The sequence below is a fragment of the Halomonas sp. BN3-1 genome, from assembly GCF_003056325.1.
Classification (GTDB): domain Bacteria; phylum Pseudomonadota; class Gammaproteobacteria; order Pseudomonadales; family Halomonadaceae; genus Halomonas; species Halomonas litopenaei.
This window is the reverse complement of the sequence record NZ_PYVV01000003.1, coordinates 211,981-225,578: the sequence shown is the minus strand read 5'-3', so window position 1 is coordinate 225,578 and position 13,598 is coordinate 211,981. Positions and strand designations below refer to the sequence as shown.

Below are 13,598 nucleotides of genomic sequence, written 5' to 3'. Positions count from 1 at the left end.
TAAGCTGCGCTCTGCACTCACGGTGTCACGACGCCCTCCAGGGCCTGCTCGATGTCATCGAGCACCGCCTGGGCAGCGATGGGACCGCTGGCACTGGTCCACAACTGGCCGTCCACCGCCACCACACGGTCGTTGCCGACCACCGCCAGACGCTTGAAGGCGTCGCTCTGCATCGCCTGATCCAGCGCCTCGGCCCCGTTGGCGTCCAGGGTCGCGACAAACAGCCAGTCACCGTCGACCCGGGACAGCGCCTCCAGGCTCAGCGGGTCGCTGTGGGGCCGTCCCTGCGGCACCAGCTGATCGTCCTGGACGTCGAGGCCGGCGGCGGCGAGCAGGCCAGTGGTGAAAAGCTCGGTGGACATCACCAGCGGCCCCTGGGGCATCCAGCGAATCAGGAAGGCGTTGTCCTGGGACGTCTGTGCCTCGAAGGTAGTAGCGAGCTCGGCGGCGCGCGCTTCGGCCGTCTCGATGGCGCGATCGATCTCGCCTTCGTGGCCCAGCGCCCTGCCGAACAGCCGCGCCTCGTCCTTCCAGGCCTCGGGGGCGAAGCCCTCGGTCGCCGGTACCACGGTGGGGGCAAGCTGCGACAGCAGCGCGTAGGTATCCTCGGACAGTCGCGAGGAAGCCAGGATCAGGTCCGGCTCGAGCCCGACAACCGCCTCTACATTGACCTCGCCGGCGGTGCCCACGATCTGGATGTCGGGCACCTCATCCTTCAGGTAGTCGGCTACGTCCTCGGCGGCGCGGGTCGCCACCGCGCCAAGCGGCGTCACCCCGGCGGTCAGGGAGGTGTCCAGTGCCCCTTCGTAGAGCGTGACAACCCGCTCGGGCTGGCCCTGGATCTCGACCTCACCGAAGGCGGTGTCGAGGACGCGAGGTTCCTCCTGGGCGCTGGCCACCCCCAGGGTGACCAGGCTGAGTCCGAGTGCCAGGCCAATCCCCGGGCCTACTTTCTGGCCCAGCGCGACGGCGCCTCGGGCCAGGGGTGACATTCCACGCATGCTCATCTTCCTTGTCGGTTCCCCCGCAATGGGGCGGGGCATCACTATTGACGCTTATAGTAATCAATCTCGTTTGAGAATACCTGCCCTTCTCGTCCAAGCTCGCGCAACGATGCGTTCGATCATGGCGGACAGGCATTCTCTTTCTTTCCCTTGGCCCCTCAGGGATCAGAAATCGACGTTCAGCCCCAGCCACAGCCGGCGGCCATCCTCGACGTAGCCATACTCGTCGTAGTCGATGTCTTCATCGAACAGGTTGTAGATGCCGACGTTGACGCGGGCGGCGTCGGTCAACTGATAGCCGAGGCCGGTGTCGACGAAGGTGTAGTCCGGCGCGACGATTTCACTCTGGGACGGGCCGGTGGTGGGCTGACTCTCGTCGCCACGGTAGGTGACCCGGGTCCACTGGGACAGGCGATCGTTGATCTCCCAGTCGAGACTGGCCGAGAACTCGTGCTCCGGCAGCTGAGTCAGAGGCTCGCCCTCGTACTCGCCACTCTTCTGCTCGGAGTCGGTGTAGGTGTAGCTCGCCGACAGCTCGAGCGAGTCGCCAAGCGGCGTCGACAGCGACAGCTCCACCCCCTGGGTGACCGCTTCGTCGACGTTGACCCGATAGGTGGGGTTGCTGCCGAACTGGTTGGGGCCGTCGGTACAGACGTCGGCCGGGCACTCGATCCGCGTGATCTTGTCGTCGAAGTCGTTATGGAACAGCGTGGCGCTGGCCGACAACCCGCCAGCCCCGTTATAGAGAAGGCCCAGCTCCTTGTTGAGCGAGGTCTCCGGCTCGAGATCCGGGTTGCCGTAAACGTCACCGCCGCGGCTGACCTGGCCCCAGTCCGGGGTGATTTCCCTGAGGTCCGGCGAGCGATAGCCGGTGGACACGCCACCCTTGAGGGTCCAGTCCTGGGTCATGTGCCACACACTGTAAAGCCGTGGGCTGATCTCGGAGCCGTAGTTCTCGTCATGATCCATGCGCACGCCACCGGTCAGCGACCAGTCGTCGAGCAGCATCCATTCGTCCTCGGCGAACAGCGCCCATTGGCTGTTGCGGACATTGGTGAGATCCGAGATCTGGTTCGAGGTACGATCGTCCAGCTCCTCTTCCTCGAAGCTTGCGCCGACGGTGACGATATGGGCACCGAGCGGCACCACCAGGCTCGACTTGGCGTTGGTGTTGGTGATCTCCATCTCGCGGCTCTCGTTCTCGGACACCTCGCGCTGGACATAGGTCTCGCTGGTGCCGAAGGAGAAACGCCCGGTATGGGTCAGGGCGACGTACTCCTGGGTGTAGTCGTCGAAGCTGTCCTCACAGCCGCCACGACAACCGTCCGGATCGACGCTGTTGCCCACCAGCGCCTCGCGCTGCTGCTCGGTACGACTGGCCTCCAGCGCCAGGTCGTGGTTGACGCTGGGTGTCAGCGACAACCTCGCGGTCAGGCTCTGGACCTGCTTGTCCTCGTAGCCATAGAGGATATTGTCTTCATCGCGCTGGGTCGCACGGCCGTAGAGGGTCAGCCCGGCCAGCCCCTCGACCAGCGGACCAGAGGTATAGAAGTTGGCCTGACGGCTGTCGCCGGACGCGCTGTCTTCCTGCAGCATGGTGTCGAGCTGCAGGTTGCCGTGCCACTCATCGGCCACCTTGCGGGTGATGACGTTGATCACCCCACCGATGGCATCGGAGCCGTAAAGAGTGGCCATGGGGCCACGCACCACCTCGATGCGCTCGATGGCCTGCAGTGGCGGCAGCCAGTCCTGCTCGAAGCCGGCGCTGCCGTTGGGGCGGGTCTCACGAGTACTGACACGGCGCCCGTCGATCAGCAGCAGGGTGTACTCCGCGGGCATGCCGCGCATGCTGATGTCGTAACCGTTGTCGCCACCGCCGCCGCCGGTGACGATCACCCCGGGCACGTCACGTAGGGCGTCGGTGACGTCCTGGTAGTAGCGCTTTTCCAGATCCTCCCGGGTCACCACGCTGATCGAGGCCGGCGCATCGGCCACGCTCTGATCGAAGCCTGAGGCGGTGACCACCACGTCATCAAGCGCCATGTCTTCGGCGCCGAACGCCGGCACTGCGCCACACAGGGCGATCCCCGACAGCCCCGCCGCCAGGCGGCGAATGTGAAGCGATAGAGGGTGCAGCGACAGAGGGTGAAGCGACAGGCAACGAGCAGACAGGCTGCGAGATGACAGAGGTTGAGCTGACAAGCGCTGAGGCAACATCTTCTTCATGACTCCGAAAAGGGGTGGCAAGCCACCCGGTGGCACGCGCAATGGCTGGCGTTTCAGGACCGCCGCCCTGGGTCGAGGCGACCTGCGCATAACAATGAATGTGAATATTTATCATTTAGATTCTTCCATCAAAGTTGCACAATTGCTCGTGAACGTGACGTTGCAACTCTCGCAACCCCCTCCCGAAGCTGGCTTGCCTGTCTGGCCTACCTGCCTTGCCTGCCTTGCCTGCCTTGCCTGCCTTGCCTGTCTTGCCTGTCTTGCCTGTCTTGCCTGTCTTGCCTGTCTTGCCTGTCTTGCCTGCCTGATTCGCTCGCCCCCCGGCTTGCGTCGCTCCACGCGCAGGAAGTGCACGGCTGGGCATGCGGTAGAGGCCGCCAGCACAAGGGAGAATGATTTTCATCCGCACGATCCCGTGGCATACTGGCGGTTCGTGTTGCCCCTCTTCCCGCTTGCGTGATGCCATGCCAGATCTCGACGAACTGCTTGCCTTCAACCGCGTCATGGAGACCGGAAGCCTGACCCAGAGCGCCATCCAACTGGGTCTGGCGAAGTCGACCTTGAGCCGGCGAATCAGCCAGCTCGAGTCGCGGCTGGGCCAACCGCTGCTCAAGCGTCAGGCCAACCAGCTCCTGCCCACCGAGGCCGGACAGCGCTACTACGTGATCAGTCGGGAAATCCTGGAACTCGCCGAACAGGGTCAGCGCACCCTGGACAGCCTGCGCGAGGACGTCAGCGGCGAGCTTCATGTCGAAGCCCATCGCACCCTGACGCGAAGCTGGCTGGGCGGCGTGATGGAGACCTTTCTGGAACGTCATCCGGCGATACGCCTGACGCTGAGTACCGGCGAAACGGCACCACGGGATCCCGACTTCCAGGGCATCTGCGTATGGCTTGGCGAGACCGACGAGGGCAACCTGCGCCAGGAGCGCCTCGGCGCGCTGGAGCGCGGCATCTACGCTCATCCGGACTATCTGGCGAAGCACGGTACCCCGGAGGCTCCCGACGCCCTTGGCCATCACGCCTGGATCGACCTGATGGGCGACAGTCAGGGCGGCATCACCCTGTCCCACCGTCACGGCGGCACGGTGCACTTCCAGCCACCGGCGTCACGCTTTCGCGTCGACCAGTCGATGCTGCATATCGACGCCATCGCCCGGGGACGCGGGCTCGGCATCCTGCCGGTGTGGACCACCGAAGCCCGCGAACGCCATCACCCCGGCGAACTGGTGCGCTGCCTGGAAGACTGGTCGCTGGCACCGCTGCCGGTGACCCTGCTTTACGGTTTCGGCCATCAGCCGCGCAAGGTCAGCGCCCTGCTCGACCATCTGCGCGACGCCGTGCCGGACGCCTGGCGAGCCCTGGAGACCACCGCCCTGCACCGCCGTCAGGCGGGGTGAGCCCCTCCCGCCTTGCTTGCATGTTTGCTACGCTTGGTCTCGGTTACACGATTCACAACCGCACGGTTGAATTCCGGGGAGGCCCAGCATGGCGCTCAAGGAAGTCGCGCTTGGCGGTATCTATTTCAGCCCACTGCTGGTCTACGCCCTGATCGGACTGCTGCTCGCCGCAGTACTACGCTTCGCCCTGCACCGCCTGTGCGGCACCTCTCGGCTGTGGTACGAGGCGTGGCTGGACACCTCTCTTTTCGTTCTGTGCACCGCCGGGGTCGCCTGGTGGGGCGCGCTTGCCAGCGGAGGCGTCTGAATGCGCAAGACCCTGCGCGTGCTGATCACCCTGGCGGTGGTCGCCGCCGCCGTGGCGGCCGGACTGTGGCTATGGCGCTACTATCTGTACAGCCCCTGGACCCGTGACGCCCGGGTCGGCGCCGACATCATCACCGTGGCACCCGACGTCTCGGGCCGGGTGATCGCCCTTGCGGTCGACGACAACGACCACGTTGAAAAAGGCCAGGTGCTGTTTCGTATCGACGATGCTCGCTACCAGGCCGCCCTGGCCAAGGCCTCTGCCATCGTCGCCCAGCGTGAGGCCGAGCTTGCACTGAAGGAACACGAGGCGTCGCGGCGAGAGCAACTCAGCCGCCAGGCGATCAGCGCCGAGAATCGCGAAAGCGCCAATCGTGACCGCGATGTCGCCGCCGCCGCCCTCAACCAGGCCCGCAGTGACCTGACCAGCGCCCGCCTGGACCTGGAGCGCACCGAGGTCACCGCCCCGGCCCCGGGGCACCTGATCAACCTCAAGCTCACTCAGGGCAACTACGTCAATCGGGGCACCTCGGTCATGGCGCTGGTGGTGGAGGATTCCTACTACGTCACCGCCTACTTCGAGGAGACCAAGCGCCCTGCCCTGGCCGTGGGCGATCCGGCCAAGGTCATTCTGATGAGCGGCAACCTCGAGCTGGATGGCCACGTCGACAGCATTGGACGAGCCATCGCCAATGACAACGCCACCCCCAACGACCAGCTGCTGCCCCAGGTCGAGCCCACCTTCAGCTGGGTGCGCCTGGCCCAGCGCATCCCGGTACGCATCGCCCTCGACGAGGTGCCGACGAACCTCGACCTGAGCGCCGGCATGACCGCCACGGTGCGGGTCCGGCCCGAGCCTCGCTGATGCCTTTTTCGGTATGGTGGCAGGCCTACCTGACGCCGCCGGCCAGTGCGGTCAAGTTCGCCATCAAGGCCACCCTGGCCATGGCCCTGGCGCTGTACATTGCCCTATGGTGCGACCTCGATCGTCCCTATTGGGCGCTGATTTCCGCCGCCTTTCTGCAGATCCGCCCGATGAGCGGCATGGTGCTGGAGAAAGGCATCAGCCAGATCACCGGCACCGTCGTCGGCTGCCTCGCCGGCATCGCCATCATGTCGCTGTTCGTGCAGTCGCCGACACCGGCACTGGTCTGTCTGACCGCCTGGATCATCCTGTGCGCCTACGCCGCCTCGGTGACCCGCAACAACGCTTCCTTCGGCTGCATCATGGCGGCCGTCACCGCCATGCTGATCGTGGTCATCACCGCCAGCGCCCCCACGGGTCTGTTCGCGGTGGCCGTGGCCCGCCTGTCAGAGCTGGCGCTGGGGGCCATCTGCGCCACCCTGGTCAGCGCCTTGCTGTGGCCGATTCAGGTCCGTGATCATCTCGCCGACCTGGCCGATCAGGTGGTCAATCAGGCCTTCCTGCACGGCGCCCTGCGCCTGGACAACAGCGCCGATATCGCTGCCCTGCAAGCCACCCTGACCGCCAGTCTGCAACCCCTGACCCAGCTGGAAACCGACAGTCAGGCGGCACGCTACGAAGGCCCGGAAGGCATCGGCCGGCTACGCGCCAGCCATGTGCTGACGGTGCGCACCGCCCGCCTGCTGGCGATCCTCCACGCGCTGCAGCAACTGCTGCGCTCCCACGGCGCCGAGCTGCCATCGTCCACCCGACGCCTGATCGAGGACATGGCCAGTGACCTGCGCCACAGCGCCGAGGGCAGCGGTGTGGCCCAGGCCCGCCAGCGGCTGCAGGCGCTCAGGCATCGCGCCCTTCAGTGCATGGCCGCAGACTCGGACGAGGGCATAGCCCCGGCCCCAGCCCCGGCCCCAGACCAGGCCCCAGACCTGGCCTCGGACCAGACCCCAGGCCAAACCACAGCCCGGTGCGGGCGCAGCGCCAGTGGGCCCATCACCAGCGACCCCGCGCCGACACGCACTACCGAGTCACCAGAGGCGCTGCTGCAACGGCGCATCCATCTCGGCCTGCGCGAGGCCCTCGGCCACGCTCTGGTCATCCTCGATGCGCGGGAGGCGATCCACACCCCCGGCAAACGCCGCCTCAAGGCGCCGGCGCTGGCCTTTCACCGGGATCATCTGGAAGCCGCCCTCAACGGACTGCGAGCCGGACTGGTGTTCGCCCTGCTGGCCATCGTCTGGCGCTACACCGCCTGGGACAATGGTCAGATCGCGATGCTCGTCGGCACCCTGTTCTCGGCCTTCTTCGCGACCCGCGACAATCCGGCAGCGGTCGCCACCACCTTCCTCAAGGGCATGCTGGCGGCGGTGCCCAGCGCCTTGCTGTTCGGCCATGTACTGCTGGCCCAGGCCAATGACTTCGTCACCCTCGCGCTGGTGTTCATGCCACCCTTGTTCCTGGGACTGCTGGGCGCCGCCAACCCCCGCTTGATGGGCTATTGCCTGGCCTTCACCATCGGCAACATCCTGCTGACCATGCCCGGCAATGGCATGGACTTTTCCATCGATGGCTTCCTCGGCCGCGCTATCGCCCTGCTGCTCGGGCTCTCCACCGTGGTGATGGCCTTTCGCCTGGCGCCAGGACTCCCCACCACCATTCGCAAGCACCGGCTGGTCAGCGCCACGGTGAACGACCTCCACGGGCTTCACCGGCGTAGCCTGCATGAAGCCGAGTCACGCTTCGGTGGTACCATGGCGGACCGCCTACTCAGGCTCGCCCAGCACGACGACAGCCTCCCGGAAGAACGCCGCTATCTATTTTCGCTGGGCCTGGTGGGGCTGGACCTCGGCTACGCCAGCCTCAATCTGCGGCGACGGCTGGGCGGGCGCAGTGACGCGCTCGACCTCGCCCTTGACGACCTTGCCGCCGCCCTCGCCGACGACTACGGCGCCAGCGCCAGAGGCCACGCACCAGATAGAGCTCGTGAATACGGCAACCGGCTGCTGCAGACGCTTGAACGACAGGCGGATGACAGCGCCGAGTACCGGCTGATGGCGGGTCTGATCGAGCGCTTGACGATGTCGCTGGAGCGCCAGGCCGCTCGCTCTCGACAGGCCCGGCAAGCCGCGCCTGCCGTCGGCGTCGCTGGCCTGCAGCGTACTCCAGACCGACAGGGTGCCAAGGCCCCGGGTGTCGACCGATAAGGAGATAGATCCTCGCATGTTTGCCCAACTCTTTGCCGTGATGGCGCCGGTGATCACCGGCGCCGGTCTCGGATTCTTCTGGATCCGCCGCGGTTTCGACTATCCGGTGGCCTTCGTCACCAAACTGGTGTTCAACATCGGTACGCCTGCGTTGGTGATCGCCTCGCTGGCGGGTGCCGAGATCGACGCCTCGAGCTTCGGTCGCACCATGCTGGCGGCCGCCCTGGTGCTGTGCGCCATGGCCGCGCTGGCCTTCGTGCTGGCGCTGGTACTGCGCAAGGACTGGCGGGTACTGCTGGCTCCCACCATGTACCCCAACACCGGCAACATGGGGCTACCGGTGATCCTCTACGCCTTCGGCGAGGCTGGCTTCGCCTTCGGCATCACGGTGATGGTGACGGTGTCACTGTTCCAGTTCACCCTGGGCACCATGCTGGCCAGTCGTGGCAATCCGCTGAAGTCGCTGGTCAAGACGCCCACGGTCTACGCCATCCTGATCTCCATCGCGCTGTTGTTCACCGACACCGAACTGCCGCTGTGGCTGCAGAACAGCGTCGATCTGATTTCAGGCTTCACCGTGCCGCTGATGCTGATCACCCTGGGGGTGTCGCTGGCCAGCATCCAGGTCAGAAGCCTGCGCTCGGGTGTCTGGTTCAGCCTCTTGCGCATCCCGCTGGCGGCGGGCGTGGCCTGGGGCATAGGCATCTGGCTTGACCTGCCCCCCATGGCACTGGCGATCCTGGTGCTGCAGATGAGCATGCCGGTGGCGGTGTTCAACTATCTGTTTGCCCAGAAGTCCCAGCGCGAGCCCGCCTATGTGGCGAGCCTGGTGTTCTGTTCCACACTGCTATCCTTGATCTATCTACCGGTGCTGCTGGCGCTGCTGCTGTAACGCTTGTTGCCGTTGGCAGGAAAAGCGTCTCCGCCGACCTGGCACGCCATCGCCGCTCGGCGTGCCCGGGACTGGGAAGCGGTCCGCCACCGGAAACCCATACTTGCCGTGCGGAGTCTCCATGTTGCGAAGCCTTTCCCTCGCCCTGCTGACGTTGTCATTGCCTGCAGGCGCCCAGGCGGCGTCGTTGCCCGAGCAGGTGCCGGGGCTTCATCACCCGGTCGCGCTCGAGCTGATCACCGATGAGCTGGACACCCCCTGGTCGCTGGCCTTTCTGCCCGATGGGCGCATGCTGGTCGCCGAGCAGCCCGGGACCCTGGCGCTGGTGGATGACGGTGATGTCCAGAGGCTCGACGGCCTGCCCCAGGTCTCACATCGCGGCCAGGGTGGGCTTTTTGACCTGGCGCTGCATCCACAATTCGGCGATGGCACCCACGACTGGCTCTACTTCAGCTGGGCGCAGCCCGGCAAGGACGGCGACTCGGACGACGCCACGGCGGTATCACGGGTCAGGTTCGAGGACGACGCCCTGGGCGCGATAACGCCAATTTTTGTGCAGAATCGCTTTTCCACGCCAGGCCGCCACTATGGTGGCCGCCTGCTGTTCGACGACCAGGGCCTGCTGTGGCTGACCATCGGCGATCGCGGCGTCAGCAAAGGCCGCGCCCAGGACCCGGCAGACCACGCCGGCAGCCTGCTCAGGCTGACCGCAGACGGCGATCCCGCGCCGGACAATCCGGGCTTCGACGATGACGCGGCCCCCGAGGTCTACTCGATCGGCCACCGCAACCCTCAAGGCCTTGCCCAGGCTGCCGACGGCACCCTGTGGTCGACCGAGCACGGCCCGCGCACCGGCGACGAACTCAATCGTATTCTGCCCGGCGAGAACTACGGCTGGCCCGAGGTGACCCGCGGACGCGACTACGCCACCAACCTGCCGCTGGGCGTCGACAGTGCCCCGGGCATGCGCGATCCGGTGCATGTGTTCGAAGGACGCTTTGCGCCGTCCGGGCTCGCCGTGGTCAGCGGTGAAGAATTTCCCGCCTGGCAGGGCGATCTGCTGGCGGGCGGGCTTCGCGGCGAGCGACTGCTGCGCCTGCGCCTCGAGGGCGACAGCATCATCGAGCGCGAGGTGGTGCTGGATGGCGAGGTCGGCCGCATCCGCGACGTGCGGCTCGGCCCCGACGGCGCCATCTACCTGCTGACCGACAGCGATCCCGGTCGTCTGATCCGGCTGACGCGGGTACGCTGAGCGGCGCCGATACTGACCGCGACAGGAAGCGCGACAGGGAAATAGCTCCCCTTGCCCATGCCGTTCCGGCATGGGCTTCTCCCCCACTTCTACCCAATACCGCACCCATCGGGGCTTTCTCGATTCAGTCAACGTGCGCCCATGCTGAATTTGAATGATCTTTCAAAGACCTTTAGGGTATTGCACCTTTCTGCGCCTCAACGGTGAAAGCTGGCATGCTGTTCAGCCGTGGGGATGCGGCAAGGAGTGCCGCCCCTGACGCAGCCGCGCCAGCGCTGGACGATGAACGCCGACGCCAGGATGCACGTGACGTCGACCTTCATCGTTCGACCGGCTGGACGTGTTTACGCAACCCAACAAGGCACCCCTACCCATGAGCGAGAACCGATCCGTCAAGATCAAGGTTCGCGGGCTGAGCAAGGTCTTCGGCGACCAGCCGAAGAAGGCACTCAAGCTACGCGATGAAGGGCTCAAGCGTCCTGAAATCCTGGACAAGACCGGCCAGACCCTGGGCCTGTCGAACATCGACTTCGATGTCCATGAAGGCGAACTGCTGGTGATCATGGGCCTCTCAGGCTCGGGCAAGTCGACCCTGATCCGCTGCCTCAACCGGCTGATCGAGCCCACCGAAGGCGAGATCATCATCGACGGCGAGGACATTCCGCAGCTCTCCGACAAGGCACTGCTGGAGTGCCGCCGCCGTCACTTCTCGATGGTCTTCCAGAACTTTGCCCTGTTCCCCCACCGTACCGTGCAGCAGAACGCGGAATTCGGGCTGGAGATTCGCGGCATCGACGCCGACACCCGCGCCAAGACCGCCCGTGACGCCCTGACCCAGGTCGGGCTTAACGGATGGGAAGACGCCTACCCCAATCAGCTGTCCGGCGGCATGCAGCAGCGTGTCGGCCTGGCCCGGGCGCTGGCCAATGACTCCACCGTGCTGCTGATGGACGAGGCCTTCTCGGCGCTCGACCCGCTGATCCGCAAGGATATGCAGCAGGAGTTGCTGGAACTCCAGCACCGCATGAAGAAGACCACGGTGTTCATCACCCACGACCTGGACGAAGCGCTGAACATCGGTGACCGCATCGTCCTGCTCAAGGACGGTGAGGTGGTGCAGATCGGCACGCCGGAGGAGATCCTGACCAAGCCGGCCGACGACTACGTCGAGCGCTTCATCGAGGGCGTCGACATGTCCCGGGTGCTGACCGCCGAGAGCGCCATGCGCCCGGTGCGCGCGACCGCCCGCGAGGACGACGGCCCGCGTACCGCACTGCGCAAGATGAAAGAAAACGCCATGGACTCGATCTATGTCACCAGCCGCGATCGCAAGCTCAAGGGACTGGTCGAAGCCGACGCCGCCAACAGCGCCATCCAGAGCGGACAGGATCGACTGGATAGCGTGATGACCCAGGACTTCCGCACCGTGGGGCCCGACGAGCCGCTGCACAATCTGTTCGCGCTGTTCAACGAAAAGAGCTTCCCCATCGCCGTCATCGACGACGAGCGACGCCTGCTGGGCGTGGTGGTCAAGGGCGCGGTACTGGATGAACTGGCACAGGCAGGAGACCACTAATGGCGATCGAGATTCCTCGCATTCCCCTCGGTGACTGGATCGAAACCGGCCTGAGCTGGCTGACCACCGAATACTCTGCCGTCACCCGCGGCATCTCGCGGATTACCCAGACCGGTATCGACGGTCTCAATGACGCCCTGATGTGGCTGCCCGACTGGGCCCTGCTGCTGATCATCGCCGGCCTGTGCTGGAAGATGGCAAGCCCCAGGCTCGCCATCGGCGCGGTCTTGGGCCTTGGCCTGATCTGGAACCTCGATCTGTGGGACCCGATGATCGAGACCCTGACCCTGGTCGTCATCGCTACTCTGGTGGCGGTGGTCATCGCCTTGCCGGTGGGCATCGCCGCGGCGCTGTCAGATCGACTCTATCGCCTGATCATGCCGGTGCTGGACTTCATGCAGACCATGCCGGCCTTCGTCTACCTGATCCCGGCCATCCCGTTCTTCGGTATCGGCTCGGTGTCGGCGATCTTTGCCACCGTGATCTTTTCCATGCCGCCGGCCATCCGCTTCACCACCCTGGGCATCCGCCAGGTACCGGTGGAGCTGATCGAAGCCGCCGACGCCTACGGCGCCACCCGCGGCCAGAAGCTGGTCAAGGTGCAGCTGCCGCTGTCGCTGCCCACGGTAATGGCCGGCATCAACCAGACCATCATGCTGGCCCTGTCGATGGTGGTGATCGCCGCCATGATCGGCGCCGATGGCCTGGGCAGTGAGGTCTGGCGAGCCATCCAGCGACTGCGTCCGGGCGATGGTTTCGAGGCCGGCATCGCGGTGGTCATCCTGGCGATGCTGCTGGATCGCCTGACCCAGTCCCTGCGCAAGGAGCGCAAGCAGTAAACGCTCGACGCGGGCTCCCTCGGCCGGGGGAGCCCGCGGGGCGGCATTTGCAAGACACTGTCGCCTGCTTCACGCTAATACCTCTTATCGCAAGGAGAGTCGCACCATGTCACCCAAGGCAACTCGTTCTCTCGGTCTGGCCCTGGCCATCAGCGCCGCCGCCACCAGTGTTCACGCCCAGGACAAGGGCTCCGTGCACCTGGCCTACGTCGAGTGGTCGTCCACCGTGGCGTCGACCAACGTGGTTCGTGCTGTGCTCGAACAGGCCGGCTACGAGGTCGAGACCTCCGCACTGTCTGCCGCGGCCATGTGGCAGTCCGTCGCCAGCGGCGACGCCGACGCTCTGCTCGCGGGCTGGCTGCCGACCACCCACGAGGACTACTACGCGCGCCTCCAGGACCAGCTGGTCGATGCCGGCGTCAACCTCGACGGCACCAAGCTGGGCCTTGCGGTCCCGGCAGATTCCGAGGTCGACTCGATTGATGAGCTCAATGAACACGCCGACCAGTTCAACGGCGAGATCATCGGCATCGATCCCGGTGCCGGCCTGATGCGTCTGACCGAGGAAGTGGTCGACGCCTACGAGCTCGACCTGGACCTGCGCACCGGCAGCGGCGCCACCATGACCGCCGCACTGGGAAGCGCCATCGACCGTGGCGAGCCGATCGTGGTCACCACCTGGACCCCGCACTGGATGTTCGCCCGCTGGGACCTCAAGTACCTCGAGGACCCCCAGGGCGTCTACGGTGGTGCCGAACAGATCCACACCATCGTCCGTCAGGGCCTCGAAGAGGACATGCCGGAGGCCTACGCCATCCTCGAGAACTTCGAGTGGACCACGGAAATGATGGGTGAAGTCATGCTGATGAATCAGGAAGACGACACCGATCCCTACGAAAACGCCCAGAAGTGGGTCGAGGACAACCAGGACGTGGTCAAGGAGTGGCTCGGCGAGGCCTGAGCCCGATAGATGCCAC

Annotated in this window: 11 protein-coding genes; 9 read left to right on the top strand and 2 right to left on the bottom strand. The window is 65.6% G+C overall.

Annotated elements, in window-relative coordinates:
* Positions 1-17: 17 nt before the first annotated feature.
* Both C9F12_RS06045 and C9F12_RS06040 read right to left on the bottom strand, forming a co-directional pair.
* The gene (locus C9F12_RS06045; RefSeq protein WP_240184184.1) at positions 18-1,001 is read right to left on the bottom strand and encodes an ABC transporter substrate-binding protein; all 984 of its coding nucleotides are present in this window, start codon (positions 999-1,001) and stop codon (positions 18-20) included.
* Positions 1,002-1,169: 168 nt separating this feature from the next.
* A complete protein-coding gene (locus tag C9F12_RS06040) occupies positions 1,170-3,047 on the bottom strand; it encodes a ligand-gated channel protein (RefSeq protein ID WP_083970350.1) in 1,878 nt (625 codons plus the stop codon).
* 647 nt (positions 3,048-3,694) lie between these two features.
* Between C9F12_RS06040 and C9F12_RS06030 the strand changes: the two genes are divergently transcribed.
* The 9 genes from C9F12_RS06030 (at position 3,695) to C9F12_RS05990 (ending at position 13,582) form a co-directional block, all read left to right on the top strand.
* Entirely contained in the window at positions 3,695-4,630 is a 936-nt protein-coding gene (locus C9F12_RS06030) for a LysR family transcriptional regulator (RefSeq protein WP_108448288.1), read from the top strand.
* A gap of 88 nt (positions 4,631-4,718) precedes the next feature.
* Positions 4,719-4,937, top strand: coding sequence for a DUF1656 domain-containing protein (locus C9F12_RS06025; RefSeq protein ID WP_108448287.1), 219 nt, complete (start codon positions 4,719-4,721; stop codon positions 4,935-4,937).
* Positions 4,938-5,801 (top strand): efflux RND transporter periplasmic adaptor subunit, encoded by an 864-nt coding sequence (locus C9F12_RS06020; protein WP_108448286.1) that lies wholly within the window; start codon positions 4,938-4,940, stop codon positions 5,799-5,801.
* Complete coding sequence (locus C9F12_RS06015; protein ID WP_108448285.1) at positions 5,801-8,062, top strand: FUSC family protein; 2,262 nt, start codon at positions 5,801-5,803, stop codon at positions 8,060-8,062. Before C9F12_RS06020 ends, C9F12_RS06015 begins: the two co-directional genes overlap by 1 nt.
* A gap of 16 nt (positions 8,063-8,078) precedes the next feature.
* Positions 8,079-8,954 carry an AEC family transporter gene (locus tag C9F12_RS06010; protein WP_045992015.1) on the top strand — a complete coding sequence of 292 codons (876 nt, stop codon included), beginning with the start codon at positions 8,079-8,081 and terminating at the stop codon, positions 8,952-8,954.
* A 121-nt stretch (positions 8,955-9,075) separates the two neighbouring features.
* Positions 9,076-10,206 carry a PQQ-dependent sugar dehydrogenase gene (locus tag C9F12_RS06005; protein ID WP_108448284.1) on the top strand — a complete coding sequence of 377 codons (1,131 nt, stop codon included), beginning with the start codon at positions 9,076-9,078 and terminating at the stop codon, positions 10,204-10,206.
* 373 nt (positions 10,207-10,579) lie between these two features.
* Positions 10,580-11,782, top strand: coding sequence for a glycine betaine/L-proline ABC transporter ATP-binding protein (locus C9F12_RS06000; protein ID WP_045992017.1), 1,203 nt, complete (start codon positions 10,580-10,582; stop codon positions 11,780-11,782).
* Between the two features lie 5 nt (positions 11,783-11,787).
* On the top strand, positions 11,788-12,621 hold the full coding sequence (locus tag C9F12_RS05995) for a proline/glycine betaine ABC transporter permease (protein WP_045992040.1): 834 nt from the start codon (positions 11,788-11,790) through the stop codon (positions 12,619-12,621).
* A 106-nt stretch (positions 12,622-12,727) separates the two neighbouring features.
* Positions 12,728-13,582, top strand: coding sequence for a glycine betaine ABC transporter substrate-binding protein (locus C9F12_RS05990; protein WP_108448283.1), 855 nt, complete (start codon positions 12,728-12,730; stop codon positions 13,580-13,582).
* The last annotated feature ends 16 nt before the right edge of the window (positions 13,583-13,598 follow it).